Annotated in this window: 16 protein-coding genes and 2 pseudogenes; 11 read left to right on the forward strand and 7 right to left on the reverse strand. The window is 38.3% G+C overall.

The window, feature by feature from the left end; genetic code table 11:
* Positions 1–51: 51 nt before the first annotated feature.
* The 4 genes from fabD to lpxD all read left to right on the forward strand — a co-directional run bounded on the left by fabD (position 52) and on the right by lpxD (position 4593).
* Entirely contained in the window at positions 52–972 is a 921-nt protein-coding gene (fabD, locus tag LS64_RS01310; protein ID WP_034573316.1) for an ACP S-malonyltransferase, read from the forward strand.
* A gap of 149 nt (positions 973–1121) precedes the next feature.
* The gene (locus LS64_RS01315) at positions 1122–2207 is read left to right on the forward strand and encodes a hypothetical protein (RefSeq protein ID WP_052062653.1); all 1086 of its coding nucleotides are present in this window, start codon (positions 1122–1124) and stop codon (positions 2205–2207) included.
* Positions 2208–2413: 206 nt separating this feature from the next.
* Positions 2414–3310, forward strand: coding sequence for a UDP-3-O-acyl-N-acetylglucosamine deacetylase (gene lpxC, locus LS64_RS01320; RefSeq protein WP_034573314.1), 897 nt, complete (start codon positions 2414–2416; stop codon positions 3308–3310).
* Between the two features lie 137 nt (positions 3311–3447).
* Positions 3448–4593, forward strand: a complete 1146-nt coding sequence (lpxD, locus tag LS64_RS01325; RefSeq protein ID WP_034573312.1) for a UDP-3-O-(3-hydroxymyristoyl)glucosamine N-acyltransferase — start codon at positions 3448–3450, stop codon at positions 4591–4593.
* A gap of 79 nt (positions 4594–4672) precedes the next feature.
* Here lpxD and LS64_RS01330 read toward each other — a convergent pair.
* The 5 genes and pseudogenes from LS64_RS01330 to LS64_RS12710 form a co-directional block, all read right to left on the reverse strand.
* Positions 4673–5260, reverse strand: a pseudogene (locus tag LS64_RS01330) (alpha-1,2-fucosyltransferase); the annotation flags it as partial.
* A 32-nt stretch (positions 5261–5292) separates the two neighbouring features.
* Entirely contained in the window at positions 5293–5679 is a 387-nt protein-coding gene (locus LS64_RS01335) for an O-fucosyltransferase family protein (protein WP_118962071.1), read from the reverse strand.
* A gap of 16 nt (positions 5680–5695) precedes the next feature.
* Entirely contained in the window at positions 5696–7297 is a 1602-nt protein-coding gene (serA, locus tag LS64_RS01340) for a phosphoglycerate dehydrogenase (RefSeq protein WP_034574119.1), read from the reverse strand.
* 195 nt (positions 7298–7492) lie between these two features.
* A pseudogene (locus LS64_RS13750) lies at positions 7493–7672 on the reverse strand (phosphoglycerate dehydrogenase); the annotation flags it as partial.
* 102 nt (positions 7673–7774) lie between these two features.
* Entirely contained in the window at positions 7775–9193 is a 1419-nt protein-coding gene (locus LS64_RS12710) for a type I glyceraldehyde-3-phosphate dehydrogenase (RefSeq protein WP_081948291.1), read from the reverse strand.
* A gap of 277 nt (positions 9194–9470) precedes the next feature.
* On the opposite strand from LS64_RS12710, the gene LS64_RS01355 reads away from it, so the two are divergent.
* From LS64_RS01355 to LS64_RS01385, 7 genes are all read left to right on the forward strand, one after another.
* Positions 9471–9773, forward strand: coding sequence for an HU family DNA-binding protein (locus tag LS64_RS01355; RefSeq protein ID WP_034571147.1), 303 nt, complete (start codon positions 9471–9473; stop codon positions 9771–9773).
* A 271-nt stretch (positions 9774–10044) separates the two neighbouring features.
* The gene (locus LS64_RS01360) at positions 10045–11259 is read left to right on the forward strand and encodes a phosphoglycerate kinase (RefSeq protein WP_034571149.1); all 1215 of its coding nucleotides are present in this window, start codon (positions 10045–10047) and stop codon (positions 11257–11259) included.
* 125 nt (positions 11260–11384) lie between these two features.
* Positions 11385–12734 (forward strand): sodium-dependent transporter, encoded by a 1350-nt coding sequence (locus tag LS64_RS01365; RefSeq protein ID WP_034571151.1) that lies wholly within the window; start codon positions 11385–11387, stop codon positions 12732–12734.
* 15 nt (positions 12735–12749) lie between these two features.
* Entirely contained in the window at positions 12750–13448 is a 699-nt protein-coding gene (gene hisA, locus LS64_RS01370) for a 1-(5-phosphoribosyl)-5-[(5-phosphoribosylamino)methylideneamino]imidazole-4-carboxamide isomerase (RefSeq protein WP_034571152.1), read from the forward strand.
* A 72-nt stretch (positions 13449–13520) separates the two neighbouring features.
* Positions 13521–13895, forward strand: coding sequence for a chemotaxis response regulator CheY (locus tag LS64_RS01375; RefSeq protein ID WP_034571156.1), 375 nt, complete (start codon positions 13521–13523; stop codon positions 13893–13895).
* Positions 13896–13978: 83 nt separating this feature from the next.
* On the forward strand, positions 13979–15262 hold the full coding sequence (locus LS64_RS01380) for a lipid A deacylase LpxR family protein (RefSeq protein WP_034571158.1): 1284 nt from the start codon (positions 13979–13981) through the stop codon (positions 15260–15262).
* Between the two features lie 66 nt (positions 15263–15328).
* Positions 15329–17632, forward strand: a complete 2304-nt coding sequence (locus tag LS64_RS01385; RefSeq protein WP_064773704.1) for a motility associated factor glycosyltransferase family protein — start codon at positions 15329–15331, stop codon at positions 17630–17632.
* Positions 17633–17673: 41 nt separating this feature from the next.
* On the opposite strand, the gene LS64_RS01390 is transcribed toward LS64_RS01385, so the two are convergent.
* Together LS64_RS01390 and flhA are read right to left on the reverse strand one after the other, a co-directional pair.
* Entirely contained in the window at positions 17674–18075 is a 402-nt protein-coding gene (locus tag LS64_RS01390; RefSeq protein WP_118949244.1) for a hypothetical protein, read from the reverse strand.
* A gap of 130 nt (positions 18076–18205) precedes the next feature.
* Positions 18206–20473 carry a flagellar biosynthesis protein FlhA gene (flhA, locus tag LS64_RS01395; protein ID WP_034571800.1) on the reverse strand — a complete coding sequence of 756 codons (2268 nt, stop codon included), beginning with the start codon at positions 20471–20473 and terminating at the stop codon, positions 18206–18208.
* Between the last annotated feature and the right edge of the window lie 213 nt (positions 20474–20686).

Consider the following 20686-nt stretch of genomic DNA (forward strand, 5'->3'; position numbering starts at 1 on the left):
TAAATTTTTGTATAATTTTGGCTTTTAGATTCCATATTTTTAAGGATTTTTATGAGTAAGTTGGCGTTTATTTATCCCGGACAGGGTTCTCAGAGTGTGGGAATGGGAAGTGAATTTGTGGCAAATTTCAAAGTCGCGCGTGAGCTAGTTGAGCGTGCTAGTGACGCGTTAGGGCAAGATTTTAATAAGATTCTAAACGATGAAACTTTGCTAAATCAAACTAAATTCACACAACCAGCGATTTTGCTAGTTAGTGCGATGGCGCAAAGTGTCGCACAGAGCGAGTTTGGGCTAGAATGCGCGCTTGCTTTTGGGCATAGTTTGGGTGAAGTAAGTAGCTATTGTTTGAATGGTGGGGCGAGTTTTGAAGATGCAATAATTTTGACACACAAACGCGGCGAATTAATGCAGGAAACCTGCGATAAAAGCGGCTCTGAAGTAGGAATGCTAGTTAGTCTTGGGCTAGATTCTAATGTCGTGGCAAAATTGTGCGAAGAAAGTCGAACTAAGGGCGGCAAAGTGTGGGCGGCAAATTTTAATTTAAGCACGCAAATTGTGGTTGGCGGGGTCAAAGCCGACTTAGAATCTTTGGCGGTGGCTTTGAAAGAAGCAGGGGCAAAACGTGCAATGCTACTAAAAATGAGCATCGCAAGCCATTGTCCGCTTTTGAGCGATGCTGTAAAGCCCTTTGGAGAGCTTTTGGAATCTAAGATTAAGGATTGCGATGTGGATGTGATTTCAAATGCGACTTTGGCGTTGTATCGGCTAAAAAGTGATGCGTTGGTGAATTTGACTAAGCAGATTGTAGAGCCGGTGCTGTGGGAAAAGTGTGTGTTAAAGGCGGTGGATGTTGGTGTGGAAAAGTTTATAGAGTTTGGGAATGGAAATGTGCTAGCTGGGCTAAATAATAAAATTACAAATATTGAAACTATTAGTGTGAATAGTATTGAATCTTTGAATAAGTTGAAGTAATAAAAAAGGGCGGTGGGTGGGCGATTAGGAATTATTAAATTAGATTCTAAACATTCACTAAAATGGCGGAGTAGGCTTGTAATTATAGAATCTATATTTTAAACCTATCGCCCACCCGCCGCCCTTTTATTGAATCTTAAGGTAAATTTATGATAAATATGCGGCAGCGAAAAATTATAATCTTAGAATTTAAGAAAAATGAGACGCAAAAACTCATTGAATATATTTCGCAAAATATGTATTTTATTAAGAATCATTGCCTTGCATTTGATTTTAAAATCGATGCGAAATTAAGGGCATTTTTGCGGACAAAAAATCTAAATTATTTTTGTATAAAAAGTTATGATATTTTTAAGGAAAAAGATTCTAATGTTATAGAATCTGGTATTAATTTTAATAAAATATTAGAATCTAAGGAAGCAGGAGATTCTAAAAATTATAAAGATTCTATAAAAATAGATTCTAAAGATTCTAATAATATGTTACAAAATTACACACAAGATTTTATAGCGAAAGAATCTAACACGCAAAAAGATTCTAACATTACAGAATCTACAAATAAAGATTCTATAAATTCGCAAAATATTTCCCAAGATTCTATAAAAGTGGATTCTATAAAAACAGATTCTATAAATTCCCAAGATTCTAAGCAAAATGATAATTTAAAACCAAAAAAGATAAAACTTTCCCTTGATTTAGAAAGCAATAAAATTATTACTAGCGTGGTGGAATCTAGCTTAAAAGATTCTAATAATCCTAACTTTATAGAATCTAAAATTATAGAATCTAAAACTACGCAAGATTCTAAAGATTCTATAGAATCTAAAAGCACAATAGATTCTATAAAACTTATAGAATCTAGTATAAATACTAAAAAAGATTCTATAAATAATAACTTTGGAAATAATGTTACAAGTAATAATCTCCCAACTATCACATTTAATCGCGCGGTGCGAAATGGCGAGGAGCTAATCTTAAATGCAAATGCGATTTTTCTAAAAAATATCAATAGTGGTGCAAAAATCATAACGCAAGGAAACCTGCAAATCTACGCAAACTGCGAGGGTAATATAGAATCTTTTGGCGATTTTATTATGCTAAAAAAGTTTAATGGAACAAAAATTGCACTAAAAAATATAAGTTTGGAAGCAAAAATGCTAAGCAGGCTTAAAGATTCTAAGCTAAAGATTCTAAACGTTGAAAATGGTATAATTAAGGTTGCTGATTTGAGTTAAAGTTATGAATTTCATAATATTTTAGCAAAAAAGTTAGCCAAAAAAACGCAAAAAATTACCGAATTTTAAGGTGGTTTTAAGCAAAAATTTAGGATAATTAGAAATTTTTAAGTTAGAAATTTTAAGAATTAATCTTAAATCTTTACAAAAATAGACGATTTAGATTCTATAATTTTATAATTTATAACAATTTTAAGGATAAAGTTATGAAACAGCGAACTATAGCCAAAAGTATCGAGCTTGTGGGTATCGGGCTGCATAAGGGCGTGCCGGTTAGGATGATTTTAGAGCCACTGCCTGAAAATAGCGGCATTGTCTTTTATCGTAGCGATTTGGGCGTTAGCATTCCGCTTAAGATTGAGAATGTGATAGATACGACTATGGCAACCGTTATCGGTAAGAGTGGCGCGAAAATTAGCACGATTGAGCATTTGCTATCCGCGATAAATGCCTATGGTATCGATAATTTGCGTATTGTCCTTGATAATGAGGAGGCGCCTATTATGGATGGTTCAAGTATCGGCTTTTGTATGCTTTTGGAGGAGGCTGGGATTGTCGAATTGAATGCGAATAAAAAGGCGATTGCGATAAAAGAGCCTATTGAAGTGGCTGAAAATGGCAAGTTTGTGCGTTTGGAGCCTTCAGATTCTATGATTTTTGATTTTAGCATAAAGTTTCCGCACAGGGCGATTATGGAGCAAAGTTATAAATTTACTTTTAGCACGCAAAAATATAAAGATGAGATAGCGCGGGCTCGCACTTTTGGCTTTGTGCAGGAGGTAAATGCCTTGCGTGCTATGGGCTTAGGGCTTGGCGGCAGCCTTGATAACTGCATTGTGCTGGATGAAAATGGCGTGATGAATAAGGATGGGCTGCGGTATAAAGACGAGTTTGTGCGACACAAAATCCTTGATGCTATCGGCGATATGAGCCTGCTTGGGATGCCTATTATGGGCGGATATTTCTCCTTTGCGGGTAGTCATAAACTTAATCATTTCTTAACCAAAAAACTTATGGCGTCAAGTAATGCGTATGAAATAGTCGAGCTTGGTGAAACAGCCCTTGAAAAAGAAAAAGCCCTTGCCACAAGCTTTGCAAATTAGAATCTACATAAATATCTTATGTTTTAACGTTCTTGTTTATGTTAGTTAAAAAACATATATTAAAGTATTTTATAATATTACGGAATAGCAAAAATAAGTTAAAACATTATAGAATCTAGTTTTAAAAAGGAGAGATTATGCTACTAAGCGAGGCGATAAAAAGGGCGTTTAAGGATAAATTAAGCTTAAAAAATGAGATTGCTAGGGATTTTGAGTTGCAAGGTTTAGCGCCTTTAGAATCTGCTAATGAGTGCGAGGCGTGTTATATTCGTGATTCTAAGCTTAGCCATGAGTTAGAATCTAAGTTGCAACATTGCAAGGCTGGAGCGATATTTATTCAAGATTCTTTATATAAAGCCTTGCAAGATTCTATATCTAAAGGGACTAAAGATTCTATACAAAGTTTATCGCAAGATTCTTTAGCTAAAGAGACTAAAGATTCTATAACTAACAACACTAAAGAATCTTTAGCCCAAAATACACAGAATCTAGATTCTAAAAATACCCATAAAAAAACGCAATTTCTAATCGTTGATAATCCGCACTTAGCCTTCGCACTTTTAAGCCAGCTTTTTAGAAAAAGCGACTTTAAAGAATACCCAAAGATAGAATCTAACATTGATGAAACTGCGGAGATTGCGAGTAATGTAGTCTTTGGCAAGAATGTAAAAGTTGGCAAAGGAACGCACATTATGCCAAATGTCGTTATCGGTGATAATGTGGAAATCGGTGAAAATTGCGTGATTTATCCAAATGTCGTGATTTATAGAGATAGCAGAGTGGGTGATAGAGTGCTAATTCACGCTGGGTCTGTGATAGGTGCGGATGGCTTTGGCTATGCGCAAACTGCTAAGGGAGAGCATGAGAAAATCGAGCATAACGGCATTTGCGTGATTGAGGATGATGTGGAGATTCACGCGAATAATGTGATTGACAGGGCTGTTTTTGGGCAGACGCGTGTGAAGCGTGGGAGCAAGGTTGGGCATAGCTGCGTGATTGCACATAATAGCGTGGTGGGCGAGCATTCACTGCTGATTGCGCAAGTAGGCTTGGCAGGTTCTACTACAATGGGGCGAAATGTCGTGCTGGGCGGGCAAGTCGGCACTGGTGGGCATGTGCATATCGGCGATTTTACGCAGGTGGCTGGGCGTGGCGCGGTTAGCAAAAATCTACCGCCAAACACAAAGTGGGGCGGACATCCCATTATGCCACTTGACTCGTGGATGAAATTTTATGTGAATTTACGGAGATTGTTGAAAGAGAGGGAAGATTCTAAACCTTAGTATCAATATTCAAGAATTTATATTTTGTTGTAACCCAAAAGAAGTGCGCCTACTTGATAATTTATGGATAGAATAGAATCTAAATCTCATCGCCCCAGACATAGTCGATTTTTATCCATTCTTTTTTATAGATTTTGTCTTCGTGGTCTTTATACGCGTCACTTGGAGTGATTGATAAAAATTTATTTGGGGCGATTACAATTTTTTGTGGATTTTCATTCAAATACGCCGCCCACCAGCTAAAAGTGGAGTTTGCAATGATATTATGTTTGCAACTTTTCATTAATTCTAGCTCAAATGTGGCATTGCCCTCACTATTATTATCAATAAAACTAAAGCTAAAATCAGCCCTAAACTTAGAATCTATATGGCTTAAAAAATGCTTTTTACACCATAAAATATCATTGCTAAATACGAAAATATGCGCACTTTTAAGCCGCTTTTGCAAAGCATTTAACGCACCATTATAATACCCACTGCCAAGATTTATAAAAATATTGTCATAATTTAGATAATCACCGCGTCTAATATGCAAAGATACTGAATCTTGCGTAGCTAAAATCTGCCTTTTTGTCTCTATATTTTTAGAATCTAAGGGAATCTTAAGGCTAAAATCTTTTAACAAAACATCTCTAATATTATCAAAATATGCTAGATTCTGAAAATATCCTACAAAATAAGAACCATCATTAAAGGTTGTTACCCCCCCCCCCCGTTATCTATGGAGTTTATATCTTGCAGTAAATTATTAGAATCTTCAATCAAATATTTATACCCTTGCTTACGAATCCTTCTAGGGATTAAGCTCATTAGAATCTTAAATATTTTACTATCACGATTAGATTCCACAAAATAGTAGCCAAAATCATGCTGTTTAAAAAACTCTTGCATTTGATTTTCTTGTAAAAATTCTAAACTTATATTAAAAGATAGCAGCTCGAGTCGCCTAATATCGCTATTTATCATATTATCATACCCAACAGGCACAAAAAGCTTCACATTTTTACCAAATCTAAGTTGCAATGCCTTGGCAAAGGCGTATTGAAACATTTGATTCCCAAGACCACATTGAATATTTACTACCATTTTATGCCCTAAGATTCTACATCAACACATTTCGCACGCTTATGCACTCTTTTATCGCTTGTAAATCTTTTAGCAATGCAGGGGTTACATTATTATCCACCAAGATTAACGCCAAAGCCGCGCCCTTAGACTTAGAGCCACTTGAGCCAAAGCTCTCCGCGCGTCCAAGCCGAAAGTCCGCAATATTCACCTTATGCTTTGCAATCGTATTTCCCACATTGCCGATTACGCCGGGCACATCGGTATTTTTAAAGAGTATCATATTCCCACGCGGCTCTAAATCCATATTAAAGCCATTTATGTTATTAAACCGCACGATTTTGCCATCATACACGGTGCCACTCACGCTCATCGTGTCCTTATCGCCTCTCAAACTCAAAGTGATAAGATTGCGATAGGCGCTATCGTTGCGTTTTAGCGTGGTTTTGACCGCTATGCCCCTATCTTTTGCCACAAAATGCGCATTTACATAGTTGATTTTATCATCCAAACTAGGCTTTAACGCACCCACAATGCCAAAAGTGCTAAGGGCGTCCTTATATTTCTCAAGCTCATCGCCGTGAATTTGCAAACTAATCGCGCTAATCGCACCATTTACCGCTTGTGCGGCAAAATAGCCCAACTTTTGAGCCAACTCCAAATACGCAGTGATAGAATCTGGAATATCCTGATTTTTAGTCGGTAGATTCAAAGCGTTAGGAAACGCAGAGCCACGTGCAGCTGAAATGGCGGCTTCAGCGGCTTCGATGGCGATTTTTTCTTGCGATTCAAGCGTATTAGCCCCTATGTGCGGCGTCACATAAATATTTGGCAAATCTAGCAGTTTATTATCAGTAGCAGGTTCTTTATCAAAGACATCTAGCCCAGCCCACGCCACTTTGCCACTTTTCAATGCCTTGTATAAATCCGCTTCGTTATAAAGCCCGCCACGTGCGCAGTTTATCAAAATCACGCCATCTTTCATCTTAGCAATTTCTTTCGCGGTAATCATATTTGTGGTTTGCTTATTTTTAGGCGTGTGGATGGTGATAATATCGCAGTTTAGGATATCATCGAAGTTTTTAGTGTATTTTACGCCGACATCAAGGGCTTTGTTTGGGTTGATATATGGGTCGTAGGCTATTACATCCATCTCAAAGCCTTTTGCGCGGATACCTACGCGGCTGCCGATATTGCCAAAGCCGATAACGCCTAGCTTTTTATCCTTTAACTCAATGCCATACCAGTCTTCGCGTTTCCATTTTCTCTCGCTCTTTAGCTGATGATTTGCCCCGGGGAAGCGGCGGATAGCATTTAGCATGTGCGTCATTGTAAGTTCTACTGCGGCGATTGTATTTGCAGTTGGCACATTCATTACCACTACGCCAAGCTTTGAACAAGCGTCAATATCGACATTATCTACGCCGACCCCAGCGCGCACTATTGCCTTTAGTTTGGCTTTAGATTCTGTGGTTTTGGAATCTTTGCTTTTAGAATCTGCGGTTTTGGAATCTTTTAGGCTTTTAGATTCTGCGGTGGATTTATCCCCCCCCTTACTAAGTGCGTCTTTCACGCTTTTTGTGCTTTTAGATTCTGTAATCTTAGAATCTTTTATGTTTTTTGTAGATTTAGATTCTATGGTTTTTTTAGAATCTTTTGTGGGGTTGTTCCCCCCTCCCTTGCGGAGGGGGGTTAGGGGGGTGGGTTCTTTTACGCTTTTTGTGCTTTTAGATTCTATAGTTTGTTTAGAATCTGCTTTTGCGTTTTTAGATTCTATACCTTTAGAATCTGCAAAGCTAGATTCCATAGAATCTCCAAACACCGCCTTAAGCAACTTTTCATTCACCGCCGTAGAACTCCGAGTAATCAAAACATCTGCCTTATGCAAATGCTTTAAAAGCTCATCTTTTGGCAAACTCGCCAAATTTTCCATAGTAATATCTTTTTGAGATTTTAAGATTTTCAAACCCTCTTCGTGTATGTGGTCGCAAACAATTATATGCTTTTTCATCATCTCTCCTTTTCAAAAACACAAATTATACAAGGTAACTTTTAAGTTTTATCTTAATTAACTATTATTTCATAAACATATAGAATAAATTTCTAGATATGGATTCTATAAATCCTTGCAAATGTGGGCGGTCATATCGATTAGGCGGTGTGTGTATCCCATTTCGTTATCATACCACGCTAGAATCTTAACAAGGCTACCGCCACTAGAACCACTAGAATTAAAGCCAAGAGAGTTAGAGCTACCGCCACTAGAACTACCAAAGCCACTAGAACCGCTAGAAACACTAGAGCCATTAGAGCCACTAGAACCAGCGGAGCCAGCGGAAATAGAGCTACCGCCATTAGAACCATCGGAGCCAGCGGAAATAGAGTTACCGCCATTTTTAGAATCTACGTTTTTAGAATCTGCAGATTCTATCACCACGCATTTATCAGGCACGATTACGCTACTAGCGCGACTTCCTACAAAGTCGCTAGAGACGCGTAAGTCGTTATCTACTAAGATTAGATTCTGTAATTCTCCATTTAAGCTAACGCCACTTGCCGCATCCACAAAGGCTTTCAATATAGAATCTTTACTAACCGCCGCCCGTAGATTTACGCTTAAATCAATCAAACTCACATCAGGCGTAGGCACGCGAATGGAAATCCCATTCAATTTCCCATTTAAATGCGGCATAACTAAGCCGATAGCCTTAGCAGCACCCGTGCTAGTTGGTATCATATTAAGTGCCGCAGCCCTAGCCCGTCTCAAGTCCTTGTGCCGCACATCTAGCAGATTTTGGTCATTTGTATAGCTATGAATCGTAGTCATCAAGCCATTTTCAATGCCAAAGTTAGAATCTAGCACTTTTACAATCGGCGCTAGGGCATTTGTCGTGCAGGACGCGTTTGAAATCACGCTCTGCCCTTTATAATCGCTATGATTTACGCCATATACAAATGTGGGCGTGTTGTCCGCTGGAGCGGAGATTATCACGCGTTTGACATTATTTCGCAAATGCGCGCTTGATTTTTCTAGCGAGTTAAACTTGCCGGTGCATTCTATCACACACTCTGCTTCGCCAAAGTCAAGTTTGCTTGGGTCTCTATCGCTTATGATTTTGACATTTCGCGCCCCGCCTAAGATTTCGCCTTTAATGTTTCTAGCCTGTTTAGATTCTATCAATGCTTTGAGTTTGCCTACTGCCTTGTCTTTAAAGGCTTTGAAATCGCTAGAATCAATGCTAGATTCTAATAAATCGTTGAGTAAAGCCGTGTTAGATTCTATAATATTATCAATTTGAGCCTTGTTTAAATCAAAGTTAGAATCTAGCCTGCCACCTATGCGAATCGTGTTAGAATCTAGCTTTTCTACGTCACATACTCCATGCACTGAGTCATATCGCAAAAGGTGTATTAATGTATCAATGGGTGCGGTAGAATTGATTGCGACTAGCTCTAGGTCGCTTCTTTGGGCTAGGATTCTAGCGGCTGAAAGTCCTATTCGCCCTGTGCCATTTATTGCTACTTTTATGCTCATTTTGCTTCCTTTTTGTTTTTAGATTCTATGTTTTTAAAGAAATTTATAGAATCTTAGTTGATTTGCAAAGTAGATTCTAACTTTTTAGCGTTAATTTTTGGGTTAAAAAAAGAGCGATTTGTGCTAAAAATTGCCAAATTTTGCGAAAATGACACAAAAAGATGAGAAATTTTGCATTTTTTTGCGTTTTAGTCTTGATTTTAAAGAAAAATTAAAATAGAATTTCTTTTACTTTATTTTTAAGATAAAGATTTTATTTAATTTTAGGAGTTTTGTTATGAATAAGAGTGATTTTGTGAAAACAATCAAAGAGGTTGGCGGTTACAGCGAGAAGAAAGAAGCTGAAAAGGCTTTAGATTCTGTCGTGGCGTCTATTCACAAAGTGTTGAAAGAAAATGAGAGCGTTGAGCTTGTCGGCTTTGGTAAGTTTGAGAATGCTTTGCAGAAGGGTAAGGAAGGTATCATCCCAGGGTCTAATCCTAAGAAAAAATATAAGACTGAAGATAAGTATGTGCCTAAATTTAAGCCCGGAAAATCTTTGAAAGATGAAGTCGCTAAGATTAAGGTTAAGAAAAAATAGATTTCACATTTTTTTAACTAGATTCTTTTAATGTTTAGAATCTAGATTCTACATTCTTTATTTATTTCCCCCTTTTATATCCAAACTTTTAGGCATTCGATGAATAAACATTTTATGCTTTAAGTTTATTGTTTTTAGAATCTTAATATTGTTATAGTAAAATTAAGAATTTGTGTTAGATTCTATCCAACATCTCTATGAATGTGGATTTCAATCAATCTTTAATACAATATAGAATCTAACCACGATTTATAAACCAAAAGGAGTCAAAATGTCAAAAAATAACATTGCCAAAATGCAGCAGGTCAAAAGTATCCGCGATATTGATATTAAGGGGAAACGCGTGCTTATCCGCGTGGATTTCAATGTGCCGATGGACAAGGACTTTAACATTAGCGATGATACGCGTATCCGTGAAGCCCTGCCGACTATTAATTACTGCATAGATTCTGGTGTGAAAAGTATCGTGCTAGTTAGCCATCTTGGGCGTCCAAAGGCGCGAAGTGTGGATTTTTCGCTAAAGCATATTATAAAGCGGCTTGAGCGGCTACTAAATCGCAACATTATTTTTGCCGATAGCATAGAATCTGCCAAACGCGAGCTAGATTCTAATGGCAAAGATTCTAAGATTATTTTGCTTGAAAATATCCGCTTTGAGCCAGGCGAGACTAAGAATGATACCGAGCTTAGCAAAAAGCTAGCAAGCCTTTGTGATGTGTATGTCAATGACGCGTTTGGCACGAGCCACAGGGCGCATGCTAGCACTTATGGCATTGCGAAATTTGTGAGTGAAAAAGTCGCTGGAATCTTGCTAAAAAAAGAAATTGATAGCTTTGCAAAAGTGATACAAAATCCCTTGCGTCCTTTATTATTGATAGTTGGCGGCTCTAAAGTCAGCTCTAAACTTAGTTTGTTGCAGCGCGTCCTTGATGTCGTTGATAAAATCATTATCGGCGGGGCGATGAGTAATACGTTTTTAGAATCACTTGGTTTTAATATGCAAAAAAGCCTTGTGGAGCGCGATTTAATCCCTGAGGCAACTAAGATTCTAAACTTAGCAAGGGAAAAAAATGTCAAGGTTTATTTGCCTGTGGATATTGTCAGCAGCGATAATATCGATAATCCAAAGGATATAAAAATTAGCCCAGCCCAAGATGTGCCTGAAAATCACATTGCGGTGGATATTGGTCCTGCGAGTGTGAAGCTTTTTAGCGAGGTGGTTGGCTTAAGCCAAACGATTATTTGGAATGGTCCGCTAGGCGTGTATGAAATCCATCAGTTTTCGCGCGGCACATTTAATATCGCAAATGCGATTGCGAATACTTACGCCTTTAGCTTTATCGGTGGTGGCGATACGGCGGATGCCATTGACAAGGCTGGGCAGCGCGATAATATGAGCTTTATTTCCACAGGCGGGGGCGCTAGCCTTGAGCTACTAGAGGGCAACGTTCTCCCCGCTTTTGAGGTGCTGGATAGGAAAGAATAAAACTTTCTTATTTGTCTTTTTAAATACGTCATTCTTGCTTTTAGCTTCTACAATCTTAAATATTTTTTGCTATATTTTTTATTTTATAGAATCTAAAAACTTTTAGGACAAAACTTAGGACAAAAATGAAAAGTGATTTTGGAAAATTAGGCTTTATTTTGGCAGCATTAGGTAGCTCGATAGGCTTAGGGCATATTTGGCGATTTCCTACTGCGGCTGGCACTAGCGGTGGGAGTGCGTTTGTGCTTTTGTATTTAGCCATTGCCCTTACTATCGGCATTGCGATGTTAATTGCCGAAATGCTAATCGGGCAGCATGGGCGAAAAAATGTGCCTGATTGCTTTAAAGAAATCTCGCAAAATAAAAAAACAAAGTGGCGATATATGGGCGTTATCCTTATTACAGGACCTGTTACGCTCACATTTTATTGCGCTGTTTTGGGCTGGGTTTTGTATTATATTTTTAGCGTTAGTTTTTCCCTGCCACATGATATGGTGGAATCTCGCGCCATTTTTGAATCTTTTAGCGAGACAAATGCGTATTTGCTTTATCAAATCGCTTGTTTTGGCGTGATTTTATTTGCTACGGCGTATTTTGTCGTGCATGGGATTAGCGGGATTGAAAGGCTGAATTTTGTGCTTATGCCGCTGTTGTTTTTTATTTTTTTTGGTTTGCTAATTTATGCGATGACCTTGCCTAGTTTTGCTAAAAGTGTGGATTTTATGTTTAAGCCGGATTTCAGCAAATTAGATTCTAATGTGATTACCGATGCAATGGGACAAGTTTTTTTTTCACTCTCACTTGGAGCAGGTAGCATTTTGACTTATTCAAGCCATATTAGCAAAAGACAGAATCTGCTTAGTAGCTGCCTATTTATCGTGCTTTCTGGCATTTTGATTTCGCTTATTGCGGGGCTTATGATTTTCACTTTTGTGTTTGAATATAATGGAAATGTGGCTGATGGCGTGGGGCTAATTTTTATCACATTGCCTGTGATGTTTGGGAAAATGGGCGCTTTTGGCTGTATTTTGTGCGTGTTTTTTATGGTTGGATTGCTCTTTGCTGGGATTTCTAGCACGGTTTCACTGCTTGAACCCTGCGTAAAATATCTCCACGATAGGACTAAGAAAAGTAGGGCAAAAATTACATATTCTGTAACTTTTGGAATCTTCCTAGTTGGCATTATCGTAATTTTATCAATGAATGAGAGTGTGCGAGATTATCTTAGCCTTTTTGGCAAAAGTTTGTTTGAACTTAGCATACTTTTGAGTGCGAATATTTTGCTAACTTGGGGTAGCTTTTTTGGCTCAATTTTTATCGGCTACTTCGTGCCACGCGCTACTCTGCGGTCTTGGACGGCTAGTTATTTTAAAAGTGATTTTATTTTTAATATGTGGTATTATTGTCTTAGGATTCTAGCCCCACTTATGATTTTAATAATTTTTGCAAATAAAATATATGATATTTTGAAGTAGGCAAAGGAGAAAGTTATGGAAAAATTTCTTGCGATTGATTTGCTAGATTCTAAGGCTGTGCGGCTAACTAAAGGCGAAAAGGAGAGTGCGAAAGTGTATGGGGACGCGCTAGATTTTGCAAAATATTTTGAATCTTGTGGGGCGAAATGGCTGCATATCGTGGATTTAAACGGGGCATTTGATGGCAGTCCTAAGAATTTAGACACGATAGAATCTATACGAAATGTTACAAAACTACACGTGCAAGTAGGCGGCGGTATAAGAGATGAAAACACGATAAAAAAATACATAAATATCGGTGTAAATCGCGTGATTTTAGGCTCAATAGCGATTAAAAATCCGCAATTTTGCAAGGAAATGGCTAAGATTTATCCACTTGCAATTAGCATAGATTCTAAAGATGGCAAGGTAGCAACGCATGGCTGGGTAAATGTGAGTGAAATTGCGGCGGATTCCTTTGCGGAGAGCTTTAAAGATAGTGAAATTGAAGCGATTATTTGCACGGATATTAATAAGGATGGGCTGCTTGGTGGGATTAACTGGGAACTAACACAAGAAATTGCTACGAAAAGTAACAAATTCACCATTGCAAGTGGCGGTTTTAATGGACTTAGCGACTTGCAAAAGGGCGAAAAATACAGCAAAATCGGCGGCGTGATAATCGGCAGGGCGTTTTATGAAAACGCGATTGATTTAAAAAAAGTAAATTTTTAATTTTTGGTTATTAAAATTATGTTATAATAACGCACTAATTTCAAAAATATCAAGTTTTTTAAGGAGCAACAATTGAAATTGCTTGTGGTTGATGATAGCTCTACGATGAGAAGAATTATAAAGAATACGCTTCAAAGATTAGGATACGAGGACATTTTGGAAGCCGAGCATGGGCTTGATGCGTGGAATCAGATGTGCACCGTGGATGGCATAAATGTGCTAATTACCGACTGGAATATGCCTGAAATGAATGGCTTAGAGCTTGTTAAAAAGGTGCGTGCTGAGGAGAAATATAAGGATATTCCTATCATTATGGTTACCACTGAGGGCGGTAAGACTGAGGTTATCACGGCTTTGAAAGCTGGGGTGAATAACTATATTGTTAAGCCTTTTACACCGCAGGTATTGAAAGAGAAATTAGAGGTTGTGCTTGGTATTAATGAATAGATTCTATAACTTTTTAGAATCTAAATTATAATTTTCCTAACTTTATTCTTTTCTTCTTATTTGATATTTTCTTAAGGTTTCTTGTGAAAATATGTATTTTGGTGTTTTTGCTTTTTGGTGTTATTTTTGGGAATGATTTTATAGAATCTAATGGCGTTACAGAATCTAAGTCGCAAGATTCTAACATTCAAGATTCTAAAGATTCTAAAAACACTTTAAATTCACAGAATCTAGATTCTAAAGATTCTAAAAATTCGCAAAATTTTATAGAATCTACCTTGCAAATTCCCTACAAAAAACGCACAATTACACTAATTACCGATAATGACGCATATTTCCCCATCACTGATAAAGATAGATACTACACCGCCGGGCATTCGCTAACTTACACGCATAGCGAGAGAGAAGATTCTATTTTACGCTTTATCGGCTTTGCATGGCTTATTGAAAAAAAATCAAAGAATCTAGATTCTAAAAATATAGAATCTAAGAATAAAGATTTTTCACAAAATACTGAATCTAACTTGCAAGATTCTAAAAAAGATTCCATAAAAGATTCCAAACCACAAAACATAGAATCTAAAACCCAAAAATTTATTACCAGATTCCATAACAAATGGCAAAGTAAGCCCATCTCACGCTACGCCTTTTCCGCCGCTCAAGAAATAAACACCCCGCACAATAAATTCGCCATTGACACGCCAAGAGATGACTTGCCCTATTCAGGCTATCTTTACCTAAGTGCGATGGCACAAAATCGCATTCATAATTTCCTAGAGCAAACTAGCGTAAATATCGGCGTTGTAGGACCTTACGCACTAGGTCGCGAGACGCAAGATAGCATCCATGATAGCTTGAATGTAGGCAAATATCCCGGCTGGAATTATCAGCTACAAAATGAGCCGATTTTTAATCTTTACTACAAAGCCGCCTACAAAATGCCCATTTTGCCGAGCTTTATTGAAGCTATCCCACGCACCGCAATCGCACTTGGCAACGCCCACACACACCTTGACCTAGCTTTGAATCTAAGGGCTGGCTATGGCGTAAATGGCGATTTTGGCTTTTCTTACGCGCGAAATAGTGGCTTTAATACTACTAGCATTAATAACGCGTTTAGAATCTACGCACAGCTTGACATTCTAGCGCGTCTTGTCGCTCGCAATATTTTCATTCAAGGCAACACTTTTGGCGGACTGCAAACAAATCTCGCCTTAAATCCGCTAATTTATGAGCTAAATATCGGCGCACTTTGTGCGTGGAAAGGCTTTTCACTAGGGCTAAACTACACGATTAGAAGCCAAGAATTTTCCACGCAAATAGGCAGTGACAACTTCGCCACCTTCCGCCTAGAAATCAGTTTTTAAGTTGGTAAATTTTAAATTCATAAATTTTTGTTAGAATCTAAATTTATTTTATTTTAAGGGTTTCTTATGGCTGGTTTTAAAAAAGATTCTATAAAAAGTTTTAAAAAAGATTCTATAAAAGATTCTAAAGAGAGTAGGGTAGGGCAAGATTCTATAGAATCTATAATAAATGATAGCATTAAATTACAAAATATAAAACTTTTTGCAAATGCAAAAGCTCCAAAAGCTAGTAAAGATTCTAAAGAAATTACTGAATCTAAAAGCGTAAAAAAAGAATCTAAAAAACCCACAAAAAAAGATTCTAAAAAATCCACCAAAAAACCAGAGCAAAACATAGAATCTAATATAGAAAATGACGAAAATCTCCAGCCCATAAGCGAAATATTAGCCAACCAAAATAACGAAAATGCCCAAACGCAAATCGCGGAAAATTCCATTTATAAACGCAATCTCCACGCCCTAAGTTTTCGCGACCCGCTGCTTTTTTACAACCTTATAAATATCGAAACTAACACAAAATACGAGGTTTATATGGGTAGCGATAGCGCTAATTTTAACATTATCGATACGCAAAATAATCGTCCGCTTTACGCTGGTGACCCACTGCAAGAAAACCTTGAGCGACTGAAAGAATACGAAGCCTATCGCTACTATCCTTACCTTTATGCCTATGGTTTAGGTAATGGAATCTTGTATAAGATGATGCTAGGCAGCGAGATTTTAAAGCGCATTGTGGTGATTGAGCCAGAGCTTGAGATTATTTATATCGTGCTGAATCTGATTGATTTTGCCGATGATATTTATAATAACAGGCTTATTTTAATGCACTCGCCGCAGTGCAATTTTCACATGATAAATTCGCTTTTTGATATGGATAAATTTTCAAAAGTGTATTCAAAAGTGTATGATTTGTTGCTGCCTTATGCGTATTATGAGTTGTATAATGACGAGATTTTGAGAATCAATAAGGACTTTATACAGGCGATTGAGCATAATGTGATAAGTGTGGGAAATGACACGCGGGACGCGATTGTCGGCATAAAACAGCATATTGAGAATATGAAATATGTGCTATATTCGCCATCTTTAATTGACATTCATCGCAAATTGAAAGGGCGTGATACCGCCATAATTGTCGCCACTGGTCCTAGCCTTTATAAGCAGCTTGATAAGCTAAAAGAAATCGCGCCCTATGCGACACTTTTTTGCATTGATGCGAGTTTCCCTATTTTGACAAAGCATGGCATAAAGCCTGATATTGTTTTTTCTTTGGAGCGAGTAAAAGAGAGTGCTAGATTCTACACAGATACGCCAACTGAGGCGCAAGAGGGCGTTATTTTCTCGCTTACATCAATCGTGCATGAGGATACAATCCACGCTATTACAAAGGGTGTGAAACAATTTAGTTTCCGCCCTTTTGGCTATACCACGCTTTTTAATTTCCATGAATATGGCTACTTGGGAATCGGTATGAGTGCGGCAAATATGGCGTATGAGCTAGTGGTGCATTCGCAGTTTAAGCGTTGTATCATTATCGGGCAGGATTTGGCATTTGGTGCGGATGGCACTTCGCATTCAAAAGGCGCAGTCTATGGCGAAAATGAAATAAAACCTAAAAAAGAAAAGCTATATGTGGAAAAATATGGCGGTGGCGGCGTGGTTGAGACTACTGAAGTATGGAAGCTTTTCTTAGGATTCTATGAAAAGGACATCGCAAATACGCCTTATAAAATCGAGGTGATAAATGCGACTGAGGGCGGGGCTAGAATAAGAGGCACGATTGAAATGCCTTTTGCAAAAGCTTGCGAGCTAATCCCAAAGGTGAAAAAAAAGCCTATTGTTTTGAAAAATCCTAGCAAGGCAGAGGGAGATTCTAGACTAGAAAAGGCGATTGAGACTTGTCAAAACTGGATAGATTATGGCGAGACACAGCAAGAAAATATTGAAAAAGTTTTCTTAGAATTGCTTGATTTTTTAAAGGCGATAGAGGAGCTAAATAAGCAGGGGCGGCTTGAGGAGTTTGACTATGATAAAATGGATAAGCTAATCACTGATATTGATGATATTAAGGATACTTTTAACTCGCGTGTGTTCCATGATTATTTCACTGACGCACTGCAAAGCTACATTTTTCACCAAGAGCTAGATATAGCGTATTTGCTAGTAAAGCCCATAAATAGCGAGGAGGAAAAGAGGGGCAAAGAGCTAGAGTGGCTATACTGCCATCGCTACTGGCTCTTTAGCTTGGCTGGGGGCATTGATACCGTTGTAACCGTTGTTCGCAAAGCCCTAGAATACCTTACAGGCAAGCCCTACATTAGCCTAAAAGACAAACGCCTAAAAGAAGAAAAAAAGAAAGATTCTAAATAGTAGTTTATATTAATCATTATCTTTTTTAGGTCACTGAAGTTTCACTTCTTTTGCTCCTTTGTCTTTAGAACCGTGGCGATGGCAATGGAGACTTTTTTAGCATTTGCAGGGTTTGCATCCTCCATTTCTTGACCAAATTTTGCTATCGCATCAGTATCCCAATAGCTAAAATGCGCCAAATCTTTAATGCAATTTAGCCAAGTTTCCGTGTTTTTCTCGTCATTAAACACTTTGTATTTGCTTTTGAAATGAATTAGCGCGGACTTAAAATCATTCTCACTTTTTGCGCCCTTAATCATCGCAAGCATATCTTTTATCGTAAAATCCTTGCTTTTTTTAGGCTTATTACTCATAAAAATGTAAATCACACCCACGATAATCACAGGGATACTAAGCACAAGCCCCGCCACCCACAAAATCACATAATACAAATATGAATACATTTTTTCTCCCTTTTGCACACTTTTATAGAATCTAAATTATAGAATCTAACTTTGTAGTATCTAATTTTATAGAATCTATTTGACAGAATCTAAAAGCAAATTTTATTCTAGATTCTATAAATCTTAGAATCTAGTTTTGGAAATCCACTTGTAAGGTGCCGACAATTTCAAATGTGACATTTGGGTCGATTTCCGCGTTGCTTAGCACTACGATACCATTGCCACCTTTACCAGCGACAGAATCTAGCTTAAATTGCTCTATGCGGCTATATAGCGGCTTTCGCAGTTTTGGGTCGACTACAAAAATCACAGGCGAGATATTTCGCTGCACCACACGCACGCACTCTTGCTCTATAGCGCTAATTAGCTTTTGCATTTCATTTGGATTTAGTAGCAAAATCGCGCCATTATGCTCTTTTACCTTATTTAGCAGGTGCGTTTCAGTATCCATTGAGATATTTACAAGCTTTAACGTCCCATCCTCGCTTTTAAACGTGCTAGTAATAACGCGTGAAAGATGCGCACGAACTTGCTCTGTAACGATAGATTCATCATTTTGCACCATAGGCGCGACATCTGTAATAGTCTCTAAAATCGTTAGCATATCCTTAATTGGCACGCCTTCATGCAGTAGATTCTGTAGCACCTTGCGAATAAGGCTGGTAGGCACTTTCTTAGCCTCTGCAATAGCCTCTGGATACTCGCCCTCAAGCCTATCCATAAGCTTTTTAACCTCATCTTTTGTGATAAATTCCTCCGCATATTCTTTCACAAGCTCGCTCATGTGCGTAGCAATCACGGTGCTAGGGTCAATAACCGTGTAGCCCTGAATAATCGCATCCTCTTTCAAATTCGCATCAATCCAAATCGCATCAAGCCCAAATGCCGGCTCTTTTGTGGGAATACCATCGATGGGCTTTCCTACCATTCCCATATTCATCGCTAAAAACTTATCTGGCATAACCTCGCCACTACCGATTTCAATGCCTTTTAAAAAGAATTGATAAGTCGTAGGTCCTATTCCTGGGTCATCTGTCATTCTAATTTGTGGCATTAAAAAGCCATAATCACGGGCGATTTTTTTGCGGATACCACGCACTCGCTCCAGCAAGTCGCCACCTTGGTCTACTGCTGCAAGGCGAATTAAGTTATAGCCTAAATGTAGCTCCAAAAATTCTACTTTTAAGACTTCATTTATCGCTTTTTCCTCTTCTTTTTTAATCTCTTCTTGCGTTTTGGGGGGCTTTTTAGCGGCTTGTTGTTGCGGTAACGCACCTGTGCTCCCTGCCGCACCACTAGGCGTTACACCACCTTTAGAATCTTTTTTTGCTTTTGCCTTTTTGGGTGCAAAAAGATTTGTGATACTTGTAAGTATAGAATCTTTATTATCGCGATTTATTAGCCATGCGGCTAGCCAAAATGTAAGGGCGACAAGCATTAAAGGCGCAGCTGGGAAACTAGGAGCAAGGGCAAAAATAAATAGCACAAAGCCTACAATTACAAGCGTTTTAGACTTATCTGTAAGCTGTTTTACAAGGCTATTTGCAAAATTCTCCTCTTCGCCACGCGTAGTCCTTGTAGCCACGATACCTGTGGCAGTCGCGACAATCAACGCTGGAATCTGGCTTACAATCCCATCGCCGATAGTTAAAATCGTAAAGGTTTTAGCCGCGCTCGTCATATCCATACCATCTTGGAAAACGCCTATTGCAAAGCCACCCACGATATTTACAATCGTAATGATGATAGCAGCGATGGCGTCACCCTTTACGAATTTACTCGCACCATCCATTGCGCCATAAAAGTCGGCTTCTTGGCTTAGTAGCTCGCGGCGTGATTTGGCTTCTTTTTCATCGATTAGCCCTGCGTTTAAGTCGGCATCAATTGCCATTTGCTTTCCAGGCATCGCATCTAGTGCGAAACGCGCACGCACTTCTGTTACACGTGTTGAACCATTTGTGATTACTAATAGATTCACTATCACTAATATGGTGAAAATGATAACGCCGATGACATAATTGCCCCCAGCGACAAATTGCCCAAAGGCTTCGACAATCTTGCTAACATGCCCTGCCCCGCTACTCCCTTCGCTTAGAATCATACGCGTGGTAGCGACATTTAGGGCAAGTCGAAACGCCGTTACAAATAGTAACAATGTAGGGAAAGTTGAAAAGTCCATAGGCTTATTAATGTATAGCGCGATTAGAATAATGAGAATGGATAGTGCCATTGAAATCGTTAAAAGGAAGTCCAACGCCCAGCTAGGAAGCGGAATAATGATAACCGCCAAAATGGCAATAATAAATACGACAACAGCCAAGTCTTTGGACTTTCCTACGAGTTTTAGGAAAGGGAAAGCCTTTTGTAAAATGCTATTTTTCTGCTCGGTTGCTGCCATTTTTTTGGTTTGTCCTTTGGTTTTAATAGGGCGGTGGGTGGGCTTTTGGCTGTTGTTTTTAGGCTAAAGCCACCTACCACGATTTTTAGAATCTAGATTCTATAATTTATCCACAATAAAGGGCGGTGGGTGGGCGTTTAGGATATTTTTTAAAAGCCTTTTACACCTTTAGAATCTAGATTCCATAGAATCTTTCTTTGATATTTTATAAAT

Source organism: Helicobacter saguini, assembly GCF_000762875.2.
GTDB classification, from domain to species: domain Bacteria; phylum Campylobacterota; class Campylobacteria; order Campylobacterales; family Helicobacteraceae; genus Helicobacter_A; species Helicobacter_A saguini.

Coding starts and splice junctions, on each gene's coding strand:
- LS64_RS01390 (WP_118949244.1), bottom strand. CDS start 18,075: ATGTATTCATATTTGTATTATGTGATTTTGTGGGTGGCGGGGCTTGTG.
- LS64_RS01385 (WP_064773704.1), top strand. CDS start 15,329: ATGGCTGGTTTTAAAAAAGATTCTATAAAAAGTTTTAAAAAAGATTCT.
- LS64_RS01335 (WP_118962071.1), bottom strand. CDS start 5,679: ATGGTAGTAAATATTCAATGTGGTCTTGGGAATCAAATGTTTCAATAC.
- LS64_RS01355 (WP_034571147.1), top strand. CDS start 9,471: ATGAATAAGAGTGATTTTGTGAAAACAATCAAAGAGGTTGGCGGTTAC.
- hisA (WP_034571152.1), top strand. CDS start 12,750: ATGGAAAAATTTCTTGCGATTGATTTGCTAGATTCTAAGGCTGTGCGG.
- LS64_RS01360 (WP_034571149.1), top strand. CDS start 10,045: ATGTCAAAAAATAACATTGCCAAAATGCAGCAGGTCAAAAGTATCCGC.
- lpxC (WP_034573314.1), top strand. CDS start 2,414: ATGAAACAGCGAACTATAGCCAAAAGTATCGAGCTTGTGGGTATCGGG.
- fabD (WP_034573316.1), top strand. CDS start 52: ATGAGTAAGTTGGCGTTTATTTATCCCGGACAGGGTTCTCAGAGTGTG.
- flhA (WP_034571800.1), bottom strand. CDS start 20,473: ATGGCAGCAACCGAGCAGAAAAATAGCATTTTACAAAAGGCTTTCCCT.
- LS64_RS01315 (WP_052062653.1), top strand. CDS start 1,122: ATGATAAATATGCGGCAGCGAAAAATTATAATCTTAGAATTTAAGAAA.
- lpxD (WP_034573312.1), top strand. CDS start 3,448: ATGCTACTAAGCGAGGCGATAAAAAGGGCGTTTAAGGATAAATTAAGC.
- LS64_RS12710 (WP_081948291.1), bottom strand. CDS start 9,193: ATGAGCATAAAAGTAGCAATAAATGGCACAGGGCGAATAGGACTTTCA.
- LS64_RS01365 (WP_034571151.1), top strand. CDS start 11,385: ATGAAAAGTGATTTTGGAAAATTAGGCTTTATTTTGGCAGCATTAGGT.